23 protein-coding genes are annotated in these 22574 nt (G+C 67.7%); 7 read left to right on the top strand and 16 right to left on the bottom strand.

What is annotated here, in order from left to right; genetic code table 11:
- Window positions 1-497 precede the first annotated feature (497 nt).
- The 3 genes from ACMCNK_RS09105 to ACMCNK_RS09095 all read right to left on the bottom strand — a co-directional run bounded on the left by ACMCNK_RS09105 (window position 498) and on the right by ACMCNK_RS09095 (window position 1823).
- The gene (locus ACMCNK_RS09105; protein WP_412735961.1) at window positions 498-893 is read right to left on the bottom strand and encodes a hypothetical protein; all 396 of its coding nucleotides are present in this window, start codon (window positions 891-893) and stop codon (window positions 498-500) included.
- A gap of 71 nt (window positions 894-964) precedes the next feature.
- Window positions 965-1318 (bottom strand): DUF6086 family protein, encoded by a 354-nt coding sequence (locus ACMCNK_RS09100; RefSeq protein WP_412735960.1) that lies wholly within the window; start codon window positions 1316-1318, stop codon window positions 965-967.
- Window positions 1319-1343: 25 nt separating this feature from the next.
- On the bottom strand, window positions 1344-1823 hold the full coding sequence (locus tag ACMCNK_RS09095) for a hypothetical protein (RefSeq protein ID WP_412735959.1): 480 nt from the start codon (window positions 1821-1823) through the stop codon (window positions 1344-1346).
- Window positions 1824-2658: 835 nt separating this feature from the next.
- Here ACMCNK_RS09095 and ACMCNK_RS09090 point away from each other — a divergent pair.
- Window positions 2659-3348 (top strand): hypothetical protein, encoded by a 690-nt coding sequence (locus tag ACMCNK_RS09090; protein ID WP_412735958.1) that lies wholly within the window; start codon window positions 2659-2661, stop codon window positions 3346-3348.
- Window positions 3349-3502: 154 nt separating this feature from the next.
- Window positions 3503-3688, top strand: a complete 186-nt coding sequence (locus ACMCNK_RS09085) for a DNA-binding protein (RefSeq protein WP_412740788.1) — start codon at window positions 3503-3505, stop codon at window positions 3686-3688.
- Window positions 3689-3872: 184 nt separating this feature from the next.
- On the opposite strand, the gene ACMCNK_RS09080 is transcribed toward ACMCNK_RS09085, so the two are convergent.
- A protein-coding gene (locus ACMCNK_RS09080) for an IS3 family transposase (RefSeq protein WP_412735957.1) occupies window positions 3873-5068 on the bottom strand; the annotation gives its coding sequence in 2 pieces (ribosomal slippage) (window positions 3873-4787 and window positions 4790-5068; 1194 coding nt in all).
- Between the two features lie 278 nt (window positions 5069-5346).
- Window positions 5347-5505, bottom strand: coding sequence for a hypothetical protein (locus ACMCNK_RS09075; RefSeq protein WP_412735956.1), 159 nt, complete (start codon window positions 5503-5505; stop codon window positions 5347-5349).
- A 377-nt stretch (window positions 5506-5882) separates the two neighbouring features.
- Here ACMCNK_RS09075 and ACMCNK_RS09070 point away from each other — a divergent pair, with 377 nt between their 5' ends.
- Together ACMCNK_RS09070 and ACMCNK_RS09065 are read left to right on the top strand one after the other, a co-directional pair.
- Window positions 5883-6404: a SigE family RNA polymerase sigma factor gene (locus ACMCNK_RS09070; RefSeq protein ID WP_412735955.1), complete on the top strand. Its 522-nt coding sequence runs from the start codon at window positions 5883-5885 to the stop codon at window positions 6402-6404.
- Window positions 6397-7674, top strand: a complete 1278-nt coding sequence (locus ACMCNK_RS09065; protein WP_412735954.1) for a rod shape-determining protein MreC — start codon at window positions 6397-6399, stop codon at window positions 7672-7674. The genes ACMCNK_RS09070 and ACMCNK_RS09065 overlap by 8 nt, the downstream gene beginning before the upstream one ends.
- Window positions 7675-9257: 1583 nt before the next feature.
- Here ACMCNK_RS09065 and ACMCNK_RS09060 read toward each other — a convergent pair.
- The 6 genes from ACMCNK_RS09060 to ACMCNK_RS09035 form a co-directional block, all read right to left on the bottom strand.
- Complete coding sequence (locus ACMCNK_RS09060; protein ID WP_412735953.1) at window positions 9258-10064, bottom strand: hypothetical protein; 807 nt, start codon at window positions 10062-10064, stop codon at window positions 9258-9260.
- A gap of 8 nt (window positions 10065-10072) precedes the next feature.
- On the bottom strand, window positions 10073-10390 hold the full coding sequence (locus ACMCNK_RS09055) for a PadR family transcriptional regulator (RefSeq protein WP_412735952.1): 318 nt from the start codon (window positions 10388-10390) through the stop codon (window positions 10073-10075).
- 190 nt (window positions 10391-10580) lie between these two features.
- Window positions 10581-11198, bottom strand: coding sequence for a hypothetical protein (locus ACMCNK_RS09050; RefSeq protein ID WP_412735951.1), 618 nt, complete (start codon window positions 11196-11198; stop codon window positions 10581-10583).
- 99 nt (window positions 11199-11297) lie between these two features.
- Entirely contained in the window at window positions 11298-11924 is a 627-nt protein-coding gene (locus ACMCNK_RS09045; protein ID WP_412735950.1) for a PilZ domain-containing protein, read from the bottom strand.
- 311 nt (window positions 11925-12235) lie between these two features.
- Window positions 12236-12547, bottom strand: coding sequence for a hypothetical protein (locus ACMCNK_RS09040; RefSeq protein WP_412735949.1), 312 nt, complete (start codon window positions 12545-12547; stop codon window positions 12236-12238).
- A 64-nt stretch (window positions 12548-12611) separates the two neighbouring features.
- Window positions 12612-13328: a hypothetical protein gene (locus tag ACMCNK_RS09035; RefSeq protein ID WP_412735948.1), complete on the bottom strand. Its 717-nt coding sequence runs from the start codon at window positions 13326-13328 to the stop codon at window positions 12612-12614.
- A 301-nt stretch (window positions 13329-13629) separates the two neighbouring features.
- On the opposite strand from ACMCNK_RS09035, the gene ACMCNK_RS09030 reads away from it, so the two are divergent.
- A protein-coding gene (locus ACMCNK_RS09030) for an IS3 family transposase (RefSeq protein WP_412735947.1) occupies window positions 13630-14837 on the top strand; the annotation gives its coding sequence in 2 pieces (ribosomal slippage) (window positions 13630-13920 and window positions 13923-14837; 1206 coding nt in all).
- Between the two features lie 362 nt (window positions 14838-15199).
- Here ACMCNK_RS09030 and ACMCNK_RS09025 read toward each other — a convergent pair.
- From ACMCNK_RS09025 to ACMCNK_RS09015, 3 genes are all read right to left on the bottom strand, one after another.
- Window positions 15200-15400 (bottom strand): ferredoxin, encoded by a 201-nt coding sequence (locus ACMCNK_RS09025; protein ID WP_412735946.1) that lies wholly within the window; start codon window positions 15398-15400, stop codon window positions 15200-15202.
- Entirely contained in the window at window positions 15397-16587 is a 1191-nt protein-coding gene (locus tag ACMCNK_RS09020) for a cytochrome P450 (RefSeq protein ID WP_412735945.1), read from the bottom strand. The genes ACMCNK_RS09025 and ACMCNK_RS09020 overlap by 4 nt, the downstream gene beginning before the upstream one ends.
- A 107-nt stretch (window positions 16588-16694) precedes the next feature.
- Entirely contained in the window at window positions 16695-17333 is a 639-nt protein-coding gene (locus ACMCNK_RS09015; RefSeq protein ID WP_412735944.1) for a TetR/AcrR family transcriptional regulator, read from the bottom strand.
- Window positions 17334-17979: 646 nt separating this feature from the next.
- Here ACMCNK_RS09015 and ACMCNK_RS09010 point away from each other — a divergent pair.
- Both ACMCNK_RS09010 and ACMCNK_RS09005 read left to right on the top strand, forming a co-directional pair.
- Entirely contained in the window at window positions 17980-18960 is a 981-nt protein-coding gene (locus tag ACMCNK_RS09010; RefSeq protein WP_412735943.1) for a glycosyltransferase family 2 protein, read from the top strand.
- The gene (locus ACMCNK_RS09005) at window positions 18950-20140 is read left to right on the top strand and encodes a glycosyltransferase (RefSeq protein ID WP_412735942.1); all 1191 of its coding nucleotides are present in this window, start codon (window positions 18950-18952) and stop codon (window positions 20138-20140) included. Before ACMCNK_RS09010 ends, ACMCNK_RS09005 begins: the two co-directional genes overlap by 11 nt.
- A gap of 19 nt (window positions 20141-20159) precedes the next feature.
- On the opposite strand, the gene ACMCNK_RS09000 is transcribed toward ACMCNK_RS09005, so the two are convergent.
- Window positions 20160-21686 carry a hypothetical protein gene (locus tag ACMCNK_RS09000; RefSeq protein WP_412735941.1) on the bottom strand — a complete coding sequence of 509 codons (1527 nt, stop codon included), beginning with the start codon at window positions 21684-21686 and terminating at the stop codon, window positions 20160-20162.
- A complete protein-coding gene (locus tag ACMCNK_RS08995) occupies window positions 21683-22510 on the bottom strand; it encodes a hypothetical protein (RefSeq protein ID WP_412735940.1) in 828 nt (275 codons plus the stop codon). The genes ACMCNK_RS09000 and ACMCNK_RS08995 overlap by 4 nt, the downstream gene beginning before the upstream one ends.
- Between the last annotated feature and the right edge of the window lie 64 nt (window positions 22511-22574).

Here is a 22574-nt window from a genome sequence, read left to right as displayed (position 1 = left end):
CGCTGCGCGTGTCGCGTGCCGCGATCAACATCGCGATCAACATCGATCAACATCGATCAACATCAAACGGGTCAAACGGGTCAAACGGGTCAACATCATTGTCGGGCTCGAATCCGGTTCAAACTTTCTGTACGTCTTAAATGCGGCCCGAAACGGGCCGCTCACGCCGCCGCCAGGGCGCGTGGCCGTCCCTCCCTTGGTCGGTCGGGCCGTCCACGCTGGCGCCCGTCGGCTGGCGTGGGATAGCGGGTTCGGGCCGCGGCGAACTGCCACGCCAGGCCGTGGGGCGGGTTGCGGACGTCGGCGCCGTGCACGGCGGCGCGCATTGTGTCCGGGCCGCCCCTCCGAGCTTAAGGGCGCTACGCGTCGCAAGCGACGGCCTGCGGCCGCCCTTGACCTCGGAGCCTCTGCGACCCTCGGGTAGGTAGTCAGAGGGCAGGCCGGTGGCCTGCCCTCATCAGGTCGCGCGCCGCCGCACCGGACCCCGACTCTGTGGCTCAAGCCGCGGTAACGACACGACCGAAGCAAAACCTCTCCTCGTGGTCCATCAATAGCAACCCGCCGTCCGGGAAGATGACCGCCACATCATCCATCGATGGATACCACAGGTCGTCATATCTTTCTAATAGTACAGGGAAAGGCATTTCCGCAGCCGTGCGGTCGGCCAACCACACGACGAGCACTGACGGCGGCTCGCCAGCCACCAACGCCGAAAGCCATGACCGCACTTCGTCGCCACGAGCAAAAGAAACATCGATGAATCTTGTGGGATGCGCCTGCAACTGCCGGACGGCCTCGAATGAATGCCCGAGACGACCAACGGACTGCGCGAACAGATCCGAGGACGAACGAAGTCCGAGGCTTTTCAATAACTCTACGAGATTTGGTGGCATTGTGACCTCTTCAACGGTGGCCTGCCCTCATCTGTTCGCGCGTCGCAGCACCGGTCACCGACTCGCTGTGCTCACATGGCGCGGGCGAAGGTTTCCACCTCTCCCATCAGAGACGCGGCCCTCTCGGATTTGGGATCAAGCGCAACGCCCCCGCGCTTCAATACAACCAGTGAAGCGAGCAGGACGCCTCGCATTAGGCCATGTTGGACGGGGTGACGTGTCGATGCATAGCATTCAAGCATAGCCTCGACAAACTGCTGAAAGACTTCTACTTCGATTGTGCACGTATCGTCATTTGACGGCGCCAAACCGGTCGGGCGTTGAACGAGTTCGCCTGCCCTCTCCGCAAAAGAGAGGTACCACTGTGCAATGCGAAGGGCAGGATTCCAGACGGTTTCGCCGGCAACTTTGAAGTAGTAGCTCATTCACCAAACTCCAGCCTGGATCCGTTCAGTGGTTGGGATACGGAGCGATCTCTTGTTCCCAGTCATCTGCGGCTCGTTCAAGCTGCTGATGGGTTAGACGGGTGCGGATGACGAAGGGTGTACCGGCCCGGTCTCGGTGCCGCCACGGCGGGGAGAACTCTAGATCGAGACCGATGTCCAGAGTGACCAAATCGGGCGCGTAGTCGCTTGCGGCCATGGTCAGGTTGGGCTCGGTGAAGGCCAGGCTGGCGGGAACCGTCGGTGCGGCCTCGGTGTTTGGCCAGGAGGATTCACGGAGGGCGGTGGTCCGAAGCCATCTCGCGACGTATTGCGAGTCGTCGCAGGTCAGGGCGGGATACCGGAAAGTCCAGGAGCCTTCTGGGCTGGTTGCCGTTCCCTCCACCATGTGCCAGCTATGTCGCTGGGCGAGGTCCTCGGCGTCTGGGAACTGGTATCCGGTGACACGTAGGTCCACTCCGTGGCCAGCAGCGTCGATCAAGCGCACGTTCAGCAGTCTGCCAGGTGAAGCAGCCTGAGGGGGCCAGTGTGGAAGCCCGCCGTCGGACACCCGGGGTTACGGAGGGCAACGCCGTCCGAGTTACCGCATGGGTGACGAACTGAGTGACAACCGAGCAGAACAAGGCCGGACGTTCGTGGACTCCTGTGGAAGGTTCTAGCAGGTCAGTCACGGTTCCTCTGCTGGCCAGGCTGCCATGATCATACGTTCGGGACGAAGGGTTAGTCCGATACGCCTGTCCCGTTATCCGAGGAGCCGGACACCTGTAGCGACAGCGAACACGGCCGCTAGATCAGCGGCCGCGAAGAGGCCCAGCCCTAGTAACCACACCCTGAATGAAGATAGGCGCACCCACCATGGTTGGCCTTCCCCGAGCCGCTCTTGGACGGACGCACTCGGCGCAACGCCAAGCACCTGATCTATCCCGATTCGGCGCTCAATCTGCTCAGCCATCCTGCTGTCTCTGTTTTCGAGCGTGCGGTATTTGGTCATGAGCTGAGCCGACAAGCCGGCCAGGGTAAGGGCTAGCAGGGCGGCTACCAGACGGGCGCCACGTCCAGTGCTGGCTCCAAGCGCCGTAGCAAGGAGAAATGCTTGTCCCGCCGTGGCGAGCGCTGGAACCTGCCACATCATCGTGTCGAACGATGTGCGGCGCGCAGTAACCATGGCATAGGTCGCTAGAAGCGCTGGTTCGCTGACCGGAACTGGTGTGGTCGGCTGTTGGGCCATGCCTCAAGTTTCTCAGCCCCGAACAACTGTCGGTGACCGGGCGTGTTCCTGATTCGCAGGTCTATGCCGCCGGGCAGTGAGAAGATCGAGACTCATGATCGAAAGGGTGGTGATGGACGAGTCCTGGCGTCGAGAGATTGACATCGCGCTCAACGAGTCCGACGTGGTCGGCGTGCAGGAGTGGTCCGGGAGCATTGTGCTGCTGCTACATGTCCTCGCTGTACCGGAGTACGGGCCGGTGGATGTGGACACCCGCAGGATGCTCGTTCTGTCGGAGCCGGCACGGGTACGGGTGCTGCTGCGTCGCGACCGGATCGGGCAGTATGCCTACGGACCGGTGGTGCCGTTGTCAGACCTGGAGTCGGTGGACGAGTTCTTGGCGTCCGCGTCCTGGCATGGCTCGATGTATGGCTGGCGCTTTCTGGATGATCCTGAGTTGATTAGTGACTGGCCGGCTCACGTCAGCCTGGACATCGTCTGGGCATCGACGCCAGCGAGGCACAGCCTCTACTGGTTTAACGAGTGCGGTCGCGAGGAGGACGGTGAGTCGGTTGCTTACTGTATCGAGGGCGTGGTGGAGTTCGAGCAACTTCAGGTTCGGCGCGCCGACGGGACTCCGGTTGCGCTGGAGGTTTTCGTCGCCGACGGCAAGCTTCACGGGGGCGACCCCCGAGTAGCGCCTGAGGCGCAGACGACCCAGCCCAAGCCGCCGCCATGGCGCCCAGTTCCGGACATCCAGAACGCGGCGCCGCGGCATGCAAGCCCCCATCGACAGCAACCGTGATAGCAACCGCCAAAGATGGTCTCGGCCGAGACGCGACAGAGCCGGACGAGTTCTACGACGGCGTGGGGCATGCCCGACCTGGAGTGGTTGGGCCTTGGCGCAAGGTGGTCGGGTGCCTATTGTCGTATGCGTGGTAGGCATGCGACTTCATTTCATGGGGGCCGAGGAAATCCGGGTCCGGCTCGGCGGCGTCAGCCGACAACGGACGTACCAGATCACCATCCGAGGCGACTTCCCGAAGCCCATCGCTGAGTTGGCCCAGGGCAAGGTCTGGCTTGCCCAAGACGTGGAAGCGTGGATGAGCGCGCACCGGCGTCCGTTGTCGGAACCGGATGAGTGAATCAAGTGAGGGCAGACGACGTGTCAGTTCCGTGCCAGATGGGCCGGTCGCTGAAGGGGAGTGGCGGGGAATCACGGGAAGCTGACCTACGTCCGGGCTGGTCAACGCTTCGCAGTTCAGTGATCTTGGCCGAGTGCCCCCTGGCAGTGTGGGGTGAGCTTCCCCCCGGGGTGTGGACACCGGGTTATGCCGCGACTTGGAGCAGCGTAGCCGGGTCGGGGGTTTGTTCGTAGTCGGCGGGGCTGCGGTAACCGAGGGCGGAGTGCCGGCGGCGATGGTTGTAGAACGCGATCCAGCGGAACACGTCGCGGCGGGCATCGGCCTCGCAGGCCCAGCGGCGCCTGTCGACGTCGAGTTCGCGTTTGAGCGACGCGAAGAACGCCTCGGCCAGGGCGTTGTCGAACGACGACCCGATCCGGCCCCTCGACCGGCGTACCCCGTAGCGGCGGCAGGCGTCCGCGAAGGCGGTGCTGCCGTATTGGCTGCCGCGGTCGGAGTGGAACACCACGCCGTGGACGCGGTGTCCGCGAGCCGCGACCGCCGCGTGCAAAGCGTCGATGACCAGCTCGGCGCGCATGTGAGAGTTGATGGACCAGCCGAGCAGCCGCCGGGAGTGGATGTCGATGACGGTGGCCAGGTAGATGAATCGATCCCCGACCCGCAGATAGGTAATGTCGCCGCACCACCGCTGATCCGGTGCAGGGGCGGTGAAGTCGCGACCGAGCAGGTCTGGCACCGGCGCCGCGGCCAGGTCCGGGATCGTGGTCCGTTTACGCCGGCGCAGGTGCCGGCCGACCACCGCACGCTGACGCATGATGCGCTCGACCCGTTTGCGGTTGACCCGCAGACCTTGCTCGCGCAGTTCGACGGTGACCCTCGGTGAGCCGTAGGCGCCGCCCGAGGCGGTGTGCACCGTGGTGATCGCGGCGGCCAGCGCGTCCTCGGCGGCGGTCCGCGCGGCCCGGCCGGGTGCGGCGGCGGCCCACCGGTAGAACCCGGAGCGCGACACCGCCAGGACCCGGCACAACCGCTTCACGCCGTGCTCCCCACGGTGGGTGGAGATGAACCGGAAGCGGCTGGTCACCGATCCATCTCCTTCGCGAAAAACGCGGCGGCCTTGCGCAGGATCTCCTTCTCCTGCCGCAACTCGGCCACCTCACGGCGCAGCCGGGCGATCTCAGCGTCCTTGTCCGCCACCGACAACCTGGCACCCGCCGAACCCGCGCCCGCTGCCTGCTCGTCCTTGCGGACCCAGTTGCGCAGCGTCTCGTGACTCAGGCCCAACTCGCGGGCAACCTCGTTGATCGGCCGGCCGGACGAGCGCACCAGCTCTACCGCATCGGCCCGGAACTCTTGCGTGTACTTCGATGGCCTCCCCAACGGGGACACCCCTTTCCTCTGGACTCAAGATCCAGTTTCAGGGTGTCCACACCGCCGGGGGAAGCCCAGGGGGACATGTCGGCCAGGCGTGTCCCCTTAACCCGCGAGCGGAAGCGGGGGACCGGTGGGGACCATTTGGGGACCACACGTCGTTCGCGGCCGTGCTCGACCCGCGTGCGGTCGCCCGCATTTGAACGGGTGGCATTGGGCTTTGACGTGCGGAAACGTCTATCCCAACGGCCTGGGGGTCGTGCGGGCCAGGATGGCTTCGTGCGTTGTTAGACGATGAGCAGGGGGACTTTGAGTCCTTCGTAGGTTTCGGGGGAGCGGGTCACTACGACCCCGCGCACGGTGGCGGCCTCGTGGACGACGTGCCGGGCGGCGAGGCTTCCGGGCCATGTGCCGATCTCGATGGCGGTGTGTTCGGTCAGGGGCAAAGACTGGACGCCTGGAGTCAGGAGGATCGGATCCCAACCACTGCGGCCGGCGTTACCGTCCGGACGACACGCACCTTGGCCAGCGCGGGGGATGAACTGTGGACCGCCGCCGCCTTTCCGCGGTTCCCGCCATGGCGCCGGTTTGTGGCCCCGCTCACACCCGTCAAATGCGTCTTGGTGGTCCAGTCGCCGAGATGGGCCAAGCCCATGTTCTACGGCTCGGCCTGCACGCCACTGGGCCTCTCCTTCTGCCCATCGCCGTCACGGCGGGCCGGTCGAGATAATCGATCGTCAAACAGTTCCGGATTCACGGCAACGTTTGCTGGGGTCAAGAGCGTAAGTAGTGGTCGTGAGATTGGGACTGAGGGTGCGGGCTGATGCACGATCGCGAGGATAAGCAGGTGACAGCCTTCGTCCGGGCGCGGTACGGATCGCTGCTGCGGACCGCCTTCCTGCTGTGCGGGGACCGGGGGAAGGCCGAGGATCTGGTCCAGACGACGTTGGCCAAGACGGTTGCGGCGTGGCCTCGGCTGCACCAATCAGACGGTATCGATCACTACGTTCAGCGCGTCCTGGTCAATACCTACGTGACCGCCAGGCGGCGCCGCTCCTGGTGGGAACAGCCCTTGGGTCGGCTGGTGGACAGCCAGGCGCGCGACGAGTACGTGGGGGTGGAGCAGCGGGACGTGCTGCGCCGGGCGTTGGACGGGCTGCCGGCACGGCAGCGTGCCGCTGTCGTGCTGCGCTTCTACGAGGACTTGTCCGAGCAGGACACGGCGCGCGCGCTGGGCTGTTCGGTGGGCACGGTCAAGAGTCTTTCATCCAGGGGCCTGCAGACTCTGCGTAAGCGGTGGGTAGAGCCCGACGCTGCTGCTGATCAAGAGGTGCGCTATGCATGACACGACCGAGTTGCGTGCCGGTCTGGCGGATCTGGCCGAGCCGGTCACCCCGACCGAGGGCTATGAGGGCCAGATCATGCGGCGGGTAGGCCGGCTTCGCAGGCGGCGGCGTATCACCGCCGGGGCCGCGGCCGCAGTGTGCTTGGCGGTGCTGGTGACGATGTTTCGGGTGGCCGGATTCGGGTCCACACCGCAACTTGCTGCATCGCCCCCGGACGGCCCGTTCCTGGGCTGGTCGCCGGTGGGAGACCTGGACGTCGGCCTGGTACGGGAGGCGACCAGTGTCTGGGACCGGGTCAACTCGGCAGGTCCGCACACTGCGGTTCGGGCTCTGGTCGCGACGCACGATCCAGGCTTGGGCTCGGCGGTGGTCGTCTTGGAGGGATACGACAAGCACGGCGATGCGCGGTTGGCGTTCTTCACCGGTGGTCCCGGTGGGGCAGAAGCCTTGCGGATGCGGGTTGATCGGCCGGCGCCCGACCCGGTGAAGACTCAGGTGATCAGTCTGGTCAGTCCTCGGCTGACCGGAACCACCGGCGGGGCGAGTAATGACTCCGGGGGCAGCTACGCCATCGCCGTTGCGATGCCGGGCGTGACAGCGGTCCGGGTGTCGAGTACCGCGGTCGATAGTGAAATGATTCAAAACCCGGACGAACCTACCAGCCGCCTTGTTGTGACGGAGTTCCCCACCGCTGCTGCGACCGCGCAGACGACGACGATCGCGGGGTTCATCAAGCCGAAGCGACCGTTCGCCAGCCTCACGAAGGTGTTCGAGGTACCTGGCGAGGGCGGTGTTGACGGCGACGCGCGGGGCGTATCCGCTGAGGTGATCAGCAGGACCGACCAGCAGATGATGGTGGCGTACCCGAAGGATCAGGGAGTCCGGCCGGGGCAACTAGCAGTAGTGGCCTCAGGTCTGGTCGGACGCGTCACCGCGGTCGATGCCGCCCGTGGCCAAGCCACTGTCGAGCTCATCACCAGCTCGGGATTCACAGGTCAGGTGCACACGGATATCAGTAATGTTCCTGGTTTTGTACGTGGCACGGGCGGAAAGCTGGTCATGGAAAACATCCCCGCAGGGGGCGAGGTGTCCGAGACCAACCGCGTCATGATGCCCGACCCGTCCCAGCACAGCAATCAGGTTGGCGCTGTCACGATCGGGCGAGTGTCCGCGGACAAGGCGGCCGGCGCGACCACCGTGGAGCTGACGCCAACAGCCGACCTTACCCATCTGACCAGGTTGTCGATCATGACGCCGTCCCCCGGCTGACGCCAGTCCGTTGACGCGAGGATGCGCGGAGGCGAGTCACCTCCGCGCCTCCTTAACAGCTCTGCGGATCGGGGATACTGGACCCGGCCTAGATATGCCAGATTTCATGATCTCGAACCATGCCGACGCCTGCTTGCCTCTGGTACGTGCCATATCAATCCAACCCGGATCTGAGCATGCCGTCTCGAAACCATCTCGTCACGGTTCAGGACGCACGATCATCCTCGCCGGGTCCTCCGCCTGCGGCGAATCCAGCGCCCCAACAGGCGCAGCACCGCGAGGCACACTGGCGGTCCCAGCACGCCTTGAACCAGCCCGTCGCTCCAGTTGGGCCCGACGCCGGGCCGCAGCCATTGCCCTGCGGTGTAGAGGGCCACCAACGCGGGGCTGAGCAGAACTGAGTAGAGGAGCCACATCCACAAAAGGTCCCGACGGCTCATGTCGGCGAACCGGTCCCGGAGAGGGTCGGGTCGGGAGTTCTCGCGGCTCATCGGCCGGTTACGTCGCGGGCCCTTGAAGGTCTCGACTTCGGCCTTACATTCACGGTTGCCCCCGCGTTGGTGAGCAGAAGGCTGATCCGTTCGGCGCTTTCGCTCGTCAGGTCATCCCACACTGGTCGAGAAGGATTCTGCGCCCGTTTAAGGGCTTCGCCAAAGTTCAGGTCGCCGTGCTGCCTCAAGAGCCCAGCAACCTGTAGGAGGTCCCGGCCTGGGTCGGTGACGAACAACGCGGTAGTGCCCCTTGCTCTACCCGCCACGAAGCCGGCCTGCCGTCCTTTACGTAGATCATCCGGACAGTCATCCACCACAGGATTTCGCCCCTCCGGATGATCGACGTTCCCGCATGTCAACGAACGGTTCGACGTTCGTCGTGCCGCATGGTACGAACACCGAACTGGGTTAGGCAGTCAGCCGATATGCCGGACTACTGCCCGCCGAAGGGGCAGCGGGCATACCTGCAGCCACAGCGGCCTCGTCTGCGCCATGAACATCGAAACCCAGGACAAGATTCCCTCCTCCGCCGGGCGACTGACCACCATCACGCGACGCAGTCGCGGGTCAGAAGTCTCGAATCGGGTCGGTCGGGGTCGACGATCGGTCGGGGTCGATGTCTAGTCCGTCTGATGCGTGACGTTTCCGTCCCAAGACATGCGCGACACTGAGTCTTGAGCGTCTTGGTCGTTCGGTGACAGAAGGTGACGGGATATGGGCGATGGGCGGCGGCGCAGGACCGTATGTCGGGGGCACGGCTTCGAATGCAGAACTGCGTTCCCCATCGAGTACACCGCAGCCATCGACATCCGCGAGTTTGGCAGCGATCTCGTGGCCGAGCTGACCGGGACAGTCGACTACATTCAGTCACGATAGCCGGACCGACGGTGTCCGGATATGGCCGATGGCAGTGTGTTGTCGGGTCAGCGCTCCGTGACGGAGACGAATTGCGGCCTGAGCGGTCTGGCGCTCCACTGGACCTTTCCCGGGTGAATGTCAGCGCGGATCTGTCGCCGATTGTCAGTGGCGGACCGGTTCGGTTCGGTGGTTCCCGGCTCGGTGGGGCCCATTGAATGAGGGACAGGTCGCGGTTCAGTTGTCCAACTGCCCCAAGATGACGTCGGCTACTGGGGTGTGGTGCAGGGCCACGGTTGCCAGGGCGAGGACGCCGGCCACGGCGAGTACGACACGCAGGCGTCGGCTCAGTGTCCGGGATCGTGCTGCCAGCATGACGCCGGCCATGCCGAGTAGCCCGGTTGTCGCTGCTGTGCCGACTGTGCTGGACAGGCCGCCGATCACTGTGCCGAGCCAGCCGCGGCCGTCGATGTCCTGGAGGGCGATGGCGCCGCTCACGACCACGACGGTGGCGAGGCCGGCGAGCCGCACGATGCGTCGCTGCCGGAGGGGCATGCTGCGCTGCCACGAAACCATGATCGTCGCTAGCAGGGCCAGCCAGACGACGAGACAGGCGCCGCCTTCCCAGAGGACGGCGGCGGGAAGCACCAGGAGCAGCCACAGCGGCCATTTCACGCTGTCGGGCCAGGAGCCCATGAAGCTTGCCCAGTTCAGCAGGCCTGTCACCGCGAGGCCGAGGACGGGTACGCCGATGCCCGCCACCATGATCCGGGCGATCAGCTGCAGCCGGGCGGACGGGACGGCCGCGTGCAGTCCTGCGCTGCCGGCTGCGGTTCCCCGCCGGGCGAACGAGCGCAGCGTGGGCAGCGTCCATGCGGCGGCGAACAGGTAGCGCCACCGCGCGGCCGGCCCGGCGTCGGCCAGATCGAGCAGGTCGGCGGTCCATTCGTCCTGCTGCCGGGCGCGGAAGCCGGCTGGCAGCAACCGGGACGTGGCGGCCACCACGGCGGGTTCGACGCCCCGCATGGCGGGCGCCGTGGACACCTCACGGCTCACCATGCCAGCCGCCGGGAGACTCCGCGGGCGCTGCGCTGCTCACGGGCCGCGATGGCGTCGCGGGCGGCCGTGACACCGGCGGCGGTCAGCCGGTAGTAGCGGCGTCGGGGGCGTCCGGCCTCGTGCGCGTCGATGTCCTCCGCGCGGCTGCAGACCCAGCCGGCCGTCTCGAACGCGACCAGGATCGGATAGACGGTGGCTGGCTCGAGGCCTGCCTGCGTGGCCAGCTCCAGCCCGTAGCGTTCCCGTTCCGGGTCCTCCAGCAGAGTGCGCAGCGCTAGCAGGCGCGGCGTCGTCATGCGCAGGGTGCTCATGGCGGGCAACGGTACCGGCTATTCCTAGTTCTGCATAGGGGGCGATGTCATCCATGCGCGGCGCCGACGCTGACAGGGAGTCGATTCTGAGGACATCCGCTGGTGTGCCGTTATCGCGACCCTGCCCCGGGTGGCGGTGCTTCGGCCCGCCACCCGCGCAGGGTCGCAGGAAAGAGGTACTCGGCGGCGGTCAACGGCGGCTGCGCGTTTCGGCGGGTTTGCCTCCGGACTGCAGGAAGGCAGCCGGTTGCGGGCCGTACGCCAGGAGGTTCTTGGGTTTCTCGGCGGTCGGCTGCGGTGTCTGCGCGCGATGCTGCGCCGCCGTCACTTCGCGGACGATCCGTCGCGTCCGTTCGTCGTCGGAGACGGCGGGGGGAGTGCCTTGGGCGTCGACGGTGGCGACCAGCTCCAGCAGTTTGTCGACGGAGCCCGGGAAGTCCCGGCACAGCAGGGCGGCCGCCTGGAGTTGCGGCGCTGGCACGCGGGCGGTGCGCCGTGCCATGCCGAGGTCCCACACGTCCGGGCTGACCAGGTATCCGGCCGGCAGCGACCCTGCGCCGCCGCGAGAGGCGAACACGTCGACGCCGCGGGCCGGGCCGGCAGGTTTGGACGTGCCGATCACCACGAGCGCGCCTGTCCCGGCGGTGACCAGGGGGATGAGCACCGCGGCGAGAACGGATCCGGTCATCTGCAGCAGCCCGACACCGAGCACCGCTGCCAGCACCGCCAGCGCGGCGAGTTCGCCACTGCCATCAGCCGGCCCGGACCGGCTGGCAGTGCCGCGGTAGTACGCGACGATCGCGTCCACGACGCGACTCCTCGGTTGCCAGCCGTCAGGACGCGTGGGGATCGTGTGCGACACGGAAGCCTCCAGCATTTGTCACGAGTGGATGGGCGGCGGAAGAGGTCACCAGTCGTCACGTTCGCGACGGCGCCGCTCCAGCTCCCACGCCATGAGGTACCGGCGCACCTGCTGGCTTTCGTTCTCGCCGAGGTCGTAGATGACCACTGCCTCGTACTCGCCCCGCGCGGTTTCCTTCGCGGACAGGACAGGACCGCGGATCGCGACCACGGTGTCGCCGAGGGCGATCCCGGCGTCGATGGTTTCCCCCGCGACCAGTTGCAGGTCCTCGTATCGGAAGCGAACCCCGCCTTCGCTGAGGTTCACCACCCGGGCGTCGCACTGCTGCGGCGTGCCCACGGGCAGCAGCTTGATGTCTTCGCCGCCGCCACCGCGGAAGAACGAGCGGCGGGTACTGGGTTTCGGCTCACCGGTCAGTTTCAGCCGCCACTGCGCGGCGGTTGGGCTGACCGGACCGCGGAACACCGCGCTGACCAGGTAACGGCTCGGCGGCTGGTTCCAACAGACCTGCACCTCGGTCCCCGGCAGCGGCGGCGTGAACCGGCCGTTGCCGTTGGCGGCGACGACAATGATGGCGTCGCCGCTGGCCTCCCTGGCGCGAAACGCCCACTCCTGGTTGTCGCCAGTCAGGTGCAGCAGAGCCCCGACTTTGACACCGACGTTCTCCGACACCCGGCACTCCTCCCGACGCGGCCCCCATACCGCTGTAGCTCTGGCGGTGCGTCGCGGGCAATGCCCGGACCACAGCTCGGTCCCCGCATTATCTGTAGCAACATCATCTACAAAGCGTGAAAGGTCTGACCAAGGCCCGTTCGGGACGATGAAGGCCTGCACGGACCAGAGCGGACACGAATTCGGGCATACGCCATCTCCTGTCACATGCGAGATTCACCACTCCGAAGGCGACTACGCCGACACGCGACGCGATCTACTGCTCCGGCGCGTGGCGCACCCGCGCCTGGCGGCAGCGTCACACCGGCCCGTCACACCGGGACGGATGACCGTGAGGGAGCCTCGCCTTCGCCGGCCTCGGTGGGACGGGGCGCGGTGTCCACGCTGCACAGCTCGCAGGAGTCGCCGCGGCGCAGTACGTCGAGATCGGCCTGGGTCGCCAGGCGGGTCGCGCTGTGCCGTTCGGTGTCGACCGAGGGCCCGCTCCTCGACCCGTGATCGAAGTCGTGCCAGAAGAACCGGCACCCGGACTCGGTATAGGCGTACGCGAGGGGATGCCCGCACCGGGTCACGTACAGTACCCAACCGCCGACGTAGCCCTGTGGGTTCGCTGGATCAGTCACCCCGTGATCGTGGCAGTCATCGCAGCTCACGGCGGGTTAACACTCCGGTGTTAACCCGCAGCCGTCAGTGCTCGTCTGCGCCCGGCGAGACGGGGTGTCCAGGCTGGACAAGTGGATCGGTCGGGGCGGAATCGGGCGCCGTGGTAAAGGTGATCCACGTGTCGGGTGGCCGGTTCTCCGGTACGGGACCGTCGTGCATGTCCCACTGGTCCCCGGCCACGTCGGTCGCCACGCGGCACCAGAACCGTTCGACGCCGGGGTTGTACCGCTGGAAGGGGATGCTCCACCGGCCCGGGAACATTGCGATAACTTGTGCCGCGGCCTCGCGGCCGACACCCGTCCGACGCAGTGCGCGAACGACGAAGAACGGACCGAGGAGCGTGCCGCCGTTCTCGGCGGGGAGCGTCATGACGAATCCGGCGGTCCTGCCGGCCACGGTGATGAGCCAGGTGTGGTGCTTCGGATCGACACCGGCGACGAACCGGTCCGTCTGCCGGTCGTTGAACGTGCCGTCGTCGTTGGGCAGATGGCCGTAGGTCTCCGACAGGTCGTGCCGGTACAGCTGTCCAAGGTTGCCGAGTACCGCGCGGTGTGATCGGTTCAGGGCAGCCAGGGCAACAGGTCGTGACGCAGGACGGGGCGGCACTGCGGCTGTCCACGGCATCGACGTAGCATCGCATACCGGTCGTTCATCGGCATGCCTGGCGCTTGCTGCGCGCACACACCTGCCGCAGGTAGCGCGGCCGGGCTCCTCACGGTCAAATATCCGCCAGCAGATCACCGTAGTCGCCCTGGTGGTGCGGTGAGCTGCTCCGGCAGCGACGCCAGGCGGATGGCGAAGGTTAAACGGCAAGGTGTGCCACGAACGCAAGGTGGAGCTGGCGAAGCGACTTGATGCGGTGCTGTGCAGGAGATGAAGGATTTGGCCCTTCGGAGTCGTCCTGCGGGGGAGGCTTCAAACCGCCACACGCTGCGGAAGTGGCAACGCGACCGTGGTGAGCGATGTGGAATAGGTGGGCTTCCCCCGGCGGTGTGGACACCCTGAAACTGGATGTTGAGTCCAGAGGAAAGGGGTGTCCCCGTTGGGGAGGCCATCGAAGTACACGCAAGAGTTCCGGGCCGATGCGGTAGAGCTGGTGCGCTCGTCCGGCCGGCCGATCAACGAGGTTGCCCGCGAGTTGGGCCTGAGTCACGAGACGCTGCGCAACTGGGTCCGCAAGCACGAGCAGCAGACCTCAGGCCCAGGCGCGGGTTCGGCGGCGGGTGCCGGGTTGTCGGTGGCGGACAAGGACGCTGAGATCGCCCGGCTGCGCCGTGAGGTGGCCGAGTTGCGGCAGGAGAAGGAGATCCTGCGCAAGGCCGCCGCGTTTTTCGCGAAGGAGATGGATCGGTGACCAGCCGCTTCCGGTTCATCTCCACCCACCGTGGGGAGCACGGCGTGAAGCGGTTGTGCCGGGTCCTGGCGGTGTCGCGCTCCGGGTTCTACCGGTGGGCCGCCGCCGCACCCGGCCGGGCCGCGCGGACCGCCGCCGAGGACGCGCTGGCCGCCGCGATCACCACGGTGCACACCGCCTCGGGCGGCGCCTACGGCTCACCGAGGGTCACCGTCGAACTGCGCGAGCAAGGTCTGCGGGTCAACCGCAAACGGGTCGAGCGCATCATGCGTCAGCGTGCGGTGGTCGGCCGGCACCTGCGCCGGCGTAAACGGACCACGATCCCGGACCTGGCCGCGGCGCCGGTGCCAGACCTGCTCGGTCGCGACTTCACCGCCCCTGCACCGGATCAGCGGTGGTGCGGCGACATTACCTATCTGCGGGTCGGGGATCGATTCATCTACCTGGCCACCGTCATCGACATCTACTCCCGGCGGCTGCTCGGCTGGTCCATCAACTCTCACATGCGCGCCGAGCTGGTCATCGACGCTTTGCACGCGGCGGTCGCGGCTCGCGGACACCGCGTCCACGGCGTGGTGTTCCACTCCGACCGCGGCAGCCAATACGGCAGCACCGCCTTCGCGGACGCCTGCCGCCGCTACGGGGTACGCCGGTCGAGGGGCCGGATCGGGTCGTCGTTCGACAACGCCCTGGCCGAGGCGTTCTTCGCGTCGCTCAAACGCGAACTCGACGTCGACAGGCGCCGCTGGGCCTGCGAGGCCGATGCCCGCCGCGACGTGTTCCGCTGGATCGCGTTCTACAACCATCGCCGCCGGCACTCCGCCCTCGGTTACCGCAGCCCCGCCGACTACGAACAAACCCTCGACCCGGCTACGCTGCTCCAAGTCGCGGCATAACCCGGTGTCCACACCCCGGGGGGAAGCTCACCGCGCGAATGTTCGTGAGAACGAGCGCCACTTGTTGACCATGGCCGAAGCACGCTCGAGGTCACAACATGTCCGTCCAGTACTCTCTGTAGACGGGCGCCGCGATGCTGGATGACGGCTCGATGCGCACTTCCAGCCGATGACAGTGCGTTGAAGGCTAGTGAGATCATCTCACTGTCATAGCCGCGATCCGCGTGCTCTCCTTGTCGGGGGCGGCCCGGCCGCATCGCATTTCCAGGCCGCGACCATGGCCGTCACTGATGTTCCCTGACTTCAACCGGGTGTGGTCGCGACCGCGGCGCGGACCGAGGTCACCGTGGCCGCGCGGGCGGCTACTCCGTCAGAGAGAGGGCGCGGCTTGGGCAGATTTCGACGGCGATCCGTGCCCGCTTCAAGGCCTCGTCGTCCGCCGGGGTGTCCTGGATGATGACGGCCGTGCCGTCCTCATCGCTTTGGTCGAACGCGTCGGGGTCGGTCAGGACGCATTGGCCCGATCCGACGCAGCGGTCGAGGTCCGCCACGATCTTGCTCATGCCGGGTCCTCCCAGGTTACGGGTACCTCGTGGATGCCGTAGATGAAGGCGTCGTCTTTGTAGGGCAGCGTGTCGGCGGGTGCGGCGAGCCGCAGCGTCGGGATGCGGCGGAAGAGGGTGTCGAAGACGATTTGCAGTTCCATGCGAGCCAGGTTCTGGCCGAGGCACTGGTGGATGCCGAAGCCGAAGGCGACGTGGTTACGGGCGCCCCGGTCGAGCTTGATCTCTTCCGCCTCGTCGAAGGCCGACGGGTCGTGGTTGGCGGCGTTGCTAAGTGCCAGGACGGGGTCGCCGGCCCGGATGGTTACGCCGCCGATCTCCACATCCTCGACGGCGACGCGGGAGTTGGCGAACTCGGCGATGGTGTAGACCCGCAGCAGCTCCTCGATCGCGGGGAGCGTACGCGCCGGGTCCTCGCGCAGCGCCGCCAGTTCGTCCGGGCGTTCCAGCAGTGTCACCACGCCGAGCGAGATCATGTTGGCGGTGGTCTCGTGGCCGGCGATCAGCAGCAGGAAGGCCAGCGACAGGACGTCCTCGGGATCGTTGCCCCGGGCGAGCTGACGGCCCAGCAGGTCGTCGGCCGGGTCGGCGGCCTTCTCGGCGATCAGCTCTTTGAGATAGTCGCGCAGTTCCGTGACCGCCTGCCGTCGTTCCTCGGCGGTGACGGTGCGGTTCAGCAGGGCCGAGCTGTGGCTCTGGAAGAAGTCGTGGTCGCGGTAGGGCACGCCGAGCTGTTCGCAGATGACCAGGGATGGCACCGGTAGAGAGAGGGCCCGTACGAGGTCGGCGGGGCGCGGCCCGGCAAGCATGGCGTCGATGTGCTCGTCGACGATCTGCTGGATGCGCGGGCGCAGGCCGGCCATGCGGCGCACGGTGAACTCGCCGACCACGGCCTTGCGGGCGGGACCGTGCTCGGGCGGGTCCAGCTGGATGATCGATGGGCGCATGAGGTCGAATGCGGGTTGCTCGCGGGTGAACCGGGGGAAGTTCGGGTGCTGGCGGTCGGAGCTGAACCGCGGATCGGTGAGCATGGCGCGGATGTGTTCGAGTCGGCTCAGCGCCCAGGCGACCTGGCCACTGGGCAGGGTGACCTGGGAGATCCCGGATTCGGTGTCGCGGATGCGGGTGTGCTCGTCCGGGGGTGCGTACGGGCAGCGGCGGGTGGTCTGCAAGGTGGGAGCGGTCACCGAGGAACCTCCATCGGTTGCAGTCACATCTAAGCGGAATAAAACCCTCCGTTTCCGCTGAGAATAGCTCTGAATACGGACAATCGTCCAGAGTTGACAGTGAGCTCTCAGGAACCCAGGCGGAGGTCGGTGATGCTGATCGGCTCGCCGGGAAGCACGCTCTGCCCGCCGGAGTGCAGGCCGTCCAGGATGAGGGTCAAGCAGCGGCGCATCAGCAGGTCGGACATCTCCGCGGACCGGCTCGGGGGCGGTTTGAGCAGGAGCGACACCACCGCGAACACGTCACCGGCGCCGACGTCCGACCGCATCGAGCCCTCGGCCTGGGCCCGCTCGACCAGGTGCCCGACCAGGTCGAGCACCGCGGCGCGGGTGTGTCGGAAGTCGGGTGCCTCTTTGAGGGCCTGCCGCGTGTGCTCGTCCATCATGGTCAAGTGCGTGCTGAACCGTAGGTCGACGACCCGGCGGACGATCCGCGTGAGGGCGTCCCAGGCGGCCGGCTCCTCATCGATCGCGGCGTGGGCGTCGGCCAGGACGGCCGATAGGCTCTCTAGGGCCACGGCGCGCAGCAGCGCCCCCCGATCGGGGAAACGGCGGTAGAGCGTGCCGACGCCGACCCCGGCCCTCCGGGCGATCTCGTCCATCGGCACACCCGGGCCGATCTCGGCGAACACGACCCGAGCTACGGACACGATGTGGTCACGGTTGCGCTGGGCGTCAGCCCGCAGCCGGGTTGTTTCAGCCTTCATCGAATCCTCCCGCGTTCCCGGCAGATTAGCCGCGCGCGATCGTGCCGGCCACCGGCTGCCGGTCCGGATCCAACGGCGTCCGGCCAGATCCGTGCCTACCTCGCCACCAGGGACGGCAGCATGCCGATTCGATAGCGTCCGCATCCCAGTCGTTCGCACGAAACCGAGGCGGCACCGTTCGTCCCTGGGCCGACCTGCGTGTACGCGGATCTGCCAATGTGAATGCGTTGCCGTCGTCACGATGCGTGCTGATCAACGCTCCTGGTCAAGGGCGGCGAGTCGGCTGAGGGATTCCGACTAGATCTAGCAGCGCGGCGACCCAACTGAGCAGCCACCACGCCCACCACGGGAACCGCGACGAAGACAGTAAACGGGTCCTGCGCAAACTGAACGTGTCAGGGCGGTGCAGATGGCCGGGCTCGCGCTCGGCGGGGCGGGTCCCGCTTCGGCGGACATCTTTCATGACCCGCCTGACGTGCCTCAGCAGGACCCGTCGATATCGGCGACGGTCGTTTGATGCATGCATCCACGCCTACCGGCGTTAACCGGGTCGCTGCCGAACGTCTCTAGCATCTGTCGATGCGTCGTCGCGGATCATCACGTGCGCAAACACATCCGACAAGCTACGAGCGATAGCAGGTTTGACATGCCCGCCGAGCCGGACGTCAGCGTCGTCATCCCCACCCATGAGCGTCCTTCCCTTGCGGTCCGCGCTGTGGAAAGCGCACTGACCCAAACGTACGACGATCTCGAGGTGATCGTCGTGGTCGATGGCATACACGGCGCCACCCGGGACGCGCTCGCCGCAGTTCGCGACCGCCGGCTGCGCGTCATCGAGCTTCCCGAACGGGGTGGCGCTCCGAACGCCCGCAACGTCGGGGCAAGATCCGCGCGCGGGCGCTGGACGGCGTTCCTGGACGACGACGACGAATGGATGCCGGCGAAAATCGCGGTGCAGCGCCGGGTCGCCGACGCCGTGCCGACGGTCACGCCCGTCGTCGCGTGCCGGCTCATCAGTCGTACACCGCGCGGCGAGGTCGTCATGCCGCGGCGCCTGCCCGGGGACGAACCGGTCAGCGAGTACCTCACGGTGCGCCGAGGCCTGTTCTACGGTGATGGGTTCGTGCAGACGTCCACCATCATGGCGCCCACTGCCCTGGTACGTCAGGTTCCGTTCACCGTCGGCCTCCGCCGGCAGCAGGAACTCGACTGGACGCTGCGCGCGTTACGCCACGACGGCGCCCGGCTGCACTACGCCGCCGAGCCGCTGGTGGTGTGGCATCAGGACGAGGACCGGCATCGGATCAGTCTGGAGATGCCGTGGCGCGAACAGCTGGAATGGTTGCGCCGCAGTCGGGAGTTGTTCACCCCGCGGGCGTACGCGGCGTTCACCCTCAGCGTGCTCAGCTCCATGGCGGCGTCCACGCGCAGTTCGCGGGTCTTCGTCGAACTGCTGCGTGAAGCACGTGCACATGGTCGACCGGCCGCGTTGGACTACCTCACCCACACGCAGATCTGGGCGCTGCCGCCTGCGCTACGACGGGGACTGCGGGACCGTATCGTCGGACGCCGCGACCGGCGCGCCGGGCACACCAAGGCTGCGCCCGAGATGGCCGATGTCGACTGAGCGTACGGTCGTCATCTGGCGCAGTGCCCTGCTGTCAGCTTCGGAGACGTTCGTCCGGGACCAGGCCGATGCGTTGGCCCGGTGGCGCCCGCGTTTCCTGGGTGCCACCCGGGTTGGCTCGGCGCTGGCCCGCGACACCGATGTGGTCGCCTATCCGGGCGGCCGCCGCGATAGCGTGGCGTTCGCGCGGCTGCGCGTCACCGGCCGTTCGCCGCGTCTGCTGGCGCTGCTCCGCGCGGCCCGTCCCGACCTGGTCCACGCGCACTTCGGCGGGGACGGCTGGCTGATCAGCCGGGCAGCGGCCCACCTGCGGGTGCCGCTGGTCGTGACGGTGCACGGTCACGATGTGAGCCGGCAGCCGGCGAGCGCCGGGATTCGGGGCATCCGGTACCGGCACAACCTGCGCGTCGTCTTCGACCGGGCCGCCGTGGTGTTGGCGGTCTCCGGCGCCATCCGCGACCGGGCGGTCACGCTGGGCGCCGACCCGGCGAAGGTACGCGTACACCACACCGGGGTGCCGGTCCCGGCCGCGGTACCTTGTCTGCCCCGACGGTGGGACGTCGCGTTCGTTGGTCGGCTCATCGAGAAGAAGGGCGTGACAGATCTCCTGACGGCCCTTGCAACGCTGCGTCCGCATCGACCACGGGTCCTCATCGTCGGTGGTGGGCCGCTCGAACTGCAGCTCCGAACCGACGCGCGGCGACTCGGCGTCGAGGTCACGTTCGCCGGTGTCCGGACCCCCGCCGAGGTGCGGGATCTCCTGGCCCAGTCGCGGCTGCTGGCAGCTCCCTCGAAGACCGCGCCGGACGGCGACTCCGAAGGGTTGCCCACGACGATTGTGGAGGCCTCGGCACTGGGGCTGCCCGTTGTCTCGACCAGACACAGCGGAATTGGGGAGGCGGTAGTCGACGGCACGACCGGCCTCCTGGGTCCGGAAGGGGATGTGCCCGCGCTCGCGGCGAACCTGCGCCGCCTGCTGGCTGACGAGGACCTGTGCCGCCGACTCGGCCGCGCCGGCCGCGACCACGTTGCGGCCCGGTTCGACGTGAGGGCCCAGACCCGGCTGCTCGAGGACATCTACGACGACCTCGTTGGGCTACCGCGCGGTGGACCGGGACCGCCCGCGGGCGCACTCCGGCACCGCCACCTCCGTCGCCGGGCGCAGACACCTGAGTCATGAGGTGCGCTGACCTGTGTCGTCAGGCGCGTACCCGACGCTCGACGGCACGCACGCCCCGCCGCCCGGCCCGCAGCACATCCTTCGCCAGACCGGCCAGCCGGCCCGGCAACGTGGCCCGCAACAGCATGTTCTGTCGCCGTACCCGGGCGATCTCCGCGTCGCGGGCGGCCAGCAGTTGCGCCAGTCGCCGATGCTGACCGCGCACCTCGGCGAGTTCGCTCGCCAGGCGGGCATGCGCGAGCGTCAGCTCCCGTACCGCCGCCGCAGTCGGCTGCCCGCCGGATTCCGCGCTCGGCTGACCCGGGTGCTCGACCTGCGCCTCGGCGGTCCGTTCGACCCCGGCGAGCGCCGCCAACAGCCGTGGCGAAAGCGGCATCACCTCGCCGTGGCCGCTGACGACCAGGTGCGCGGCCAGAGCACGCAGGGCATCGGCCGGTTCGCCCACCGGCCCCAGCGCGACATGCGTACGGTCGACCACCACCTCGTCGGCAGGCACCCCGGCGCCCGGGCCGGCCTGCCAATCGGTGAGCAGGTCCCGCAGCCCCGGCAGATCGCGCCGGGCTACCGCCGCGCAGGCCAGGTCGAGCACCGTACGCCCGCAGGGCACAGGGTCTCCGTCCGCCCACACCCACCCCGGGCTGCTCCAGTGCGCGACCCGCATCCGGCCGCCGACGGTCAGATACGCCCGCGGCCCGCTCTCACATCCGGACGGCCCGTCGCCGTTTCGCGCGTCGACGATCCAGGCGGGCGCCAACGCCGTGGCATGCCCCGCATGCAGGGCATCGACCACCAGCCGCCGCGGGTCGGTCAACACCGCCCCGCGCGGAGCACACGCCGACCGGAGGGCGGCCGCCAGGACGCCGTCGAAGTCACCATCGTCGAGCATCTCCGGAGGCACCAACACGGTCGGTTCCTGCACGGTGGGATAGGCAGCGTACAGCGGGCCCACCGACAGGCCCGCGTCGCGCAGGCACCGGTACAACGTCGCCGGACCGGTCGGCCGGGACCTGTCGTGCTCCATCCCGGCTGCCCACTGGGCGTCGCTCGGAGGGGTCGGCATCTCGGTGAGCTGGTGCAGGCCGAAGACATTCGTCAGGCCGAGCAGCAGGCGTCCATTTGGGCGCAGCAGTGACACCACGCGAGCGAGCCGGTCGGCCCAGGACAGCTCGGTGGTCTCCGGGGAGCCCACCCGCTCGAGCCCGTCCAGTGCGACCACAGTGTCGTACGCCGACGGGACGAGCGCCCTGTGGCCGGCGGCTGGCACCGCGTCGAGGGTGCCGCACAACACGGTCACACCCGTACGCGACGCGCAGGCACGCGCGTCGCTGGCGCCGCGGACCAGAACGGTGACGTCGATGTCCCGGCCGTCGGGATGCCCGGAGCCGATGGTCGCCAGCAGGTCGCCGTCGTGCGGGCCGACCACCAGGGTCCGACCGCGGACGGTCGACACCAGGTGTGCCAGCACCGCGCCCCGCGCCGGCGGCATGGCGCGACGGCCGTCCAGGTCGGACCATTCGTACATCTCGCCGCCGAGCAGGGGGATCATCGCCGCTCCCGCGGCGGCCAGCCGACCAGCGCGCGCAGTTCATCCGGCGTCAGCAGCCGGTCGGCGCCCAGTTCCTCCACTGCTGCCTGCCGGCTCGCGCGCGGATCGGGATGTTCGCCGTGCAGCACCGCCCACTGCGACCGGATGCGTTCCTGGCCACCGAACGCCGACGTCTCGCCGTCCAAGTGCATCGCGTCGCCGTAAACTGCGGGTTCACAGCCGGCCAGCACCCCGTACAGCACGGCACTGCACAACCGGTTGGCGGCTACTCGGCGATGCTGGCGCAGTTCGGTGAGTTGCCGGTCGAGGAAGCCGGGATCCAGATCACGCCACCTGCCGCCGCGGTACCCGTGGCAGATCACCCGGAATCCGGCTCGTTCGTAGCGGCGCCGCAGCAGGGCAGACCGGAATTCCTGCCAGTAAAGGCAGACCGTCACCGGGCCGGTCTCGACTTCCCGGATCTGGGCGATCAGGCGACCGTGATCGCCCACCACCTGCTGCCCTTCCCAGCCGTGGAACGGGTACCACAGCGTTCCAGCACGAGGTTGTTCTTCGGTCACCGGACGCATCGCCAGCAGGTACGCCCATGGGGCACCCACCGTGTATCCGGGCCGCCGCCCCAGGGACCACGCGCGCCGACGGGTCCGATCCGACCAGAGGAAGGCCGGCGTCCCAGGGTCGTATTCGTGGTCGGGAGCGAGTCCGTCTCCGATGTTCCAGCCGTGTTGCAGGTAGCCATGGATGCGCGGCGATTCCTCGTCGTCCAACCCGCAGTAGCGCGCCAGCACGCTTGAGTGACCGTAGTAGTGGTTGGCGTGGTGCACGGCCCATGGCACCCTGCCCGCGCGTCGCGGACGCGAACATCCGGTGTCGAACTGTCGTGCAAAC

Origin of the sequence: Krasilnikovia sp. MM14-A1259 (assembly GCF_047159535.1) — a bacterium.
GTDB lineage: Bacteria > Actinomycetota > Actinomycetes > Mycobacteriales > Micromonosporaceae > Actinoplanes.
The sequence above is the reverse complement of the archived record's forward strand: the minus strand, read 5'-3'. Positions and strand labels throughout refer to the sequence as shown.

Excerpts from the sequence above, each read along its gene's own strand:
- ACMCNK_RS09105 (WP_412735961.1), bottom strand. The coding sequence starts at position 893 with ATGCCACCAAATCTCGTAGAGTTATTGAAAAGCCTCGGACTTCGTTCG.
- ACMCNK_RS09010 (WP_412735943.1), top strand. The coding sequence starts at position 17,980 with ATGCCCGCCGAGCCGGACGTCAGCGTCGTCATCCCCACCCATGAGCGT.
- ACMCNK_RS09000 (WP_412735941.1), bottom strand. The coding sequence starts at position 21,686 with ATGATCCCCCTGCTCGGCGGCGAGATGTACGAATGGTCCGACCTGGAC.
- ACMCNK_RS09070 (WP_412735955.1), top strand. The coding sequence starts at position 5,883 with ATGCACGATCGCGAGGATAAGCAGGTGACAGCCTTCGTCCGGGCGCGG.
- ACMCNK_RS09005 (WP_412735942.1), top strand. The coding sequence starts at position 18,950 with ATGTCGACTGAGCGTACGGTCGTCATCTGGCGCAGTGCCCTGCTGTCA.
- ACMCNK_RS09025 (WP_412735946.1), bottom strand. The coding sequence starts at position 15,400 with ATGAGCAAGATCGTGGCGGACCTCGACCGCTGCGTCGGATCGGGCCAA.
- ACMCNK_RS09100 (WP_412735960.1), bottom strand. The coding sequence starts at position 1,318 with ATGAGCTACTACTTCAAAGTTGCCGGCGAAACCGTCTGGAATCCTGCC.
- ACMCNK_RS09090 (WP_412735958.1), top strand. The coding sequence starts at position 2,659 with ATGATCGAAAGGGTGGTGATGGACGAGTCCTGGCGTCGAGAGATTGAC.
- ACMCNK_RS09055 (WP_412735952.1), bottom strand. The coding sequence starts at position 10,390 with ATGAGCACCCTGCGCATGACGACGCCGCGCCTGCTAGCGCTGCGCACT.
- ACMCNK_RS09015 (WP_412735944.1), bottom strand. The coding sequence starts at position 17,333 with ATGAAGGCTGAAACAACCCGGCTGCGGGCTGACGCCCAGCGCAACCGT.
- ACMCNK_RS09065 (WP_412735954.1), top strand. The coding sequence starts at position 6,397 with ATGCATGACACGACCGAGTTGCGTGCCGGTCTGGCGGATCTGGCCGAG.
- ACMCNK_RS09085 (WP_412740788.1), top strand. The coding sequence starts at position 3,503 with ATGGGGGCCGAGGAAATCCGGGTCCGGCTCGGCGGCGTCAGCCGACAA.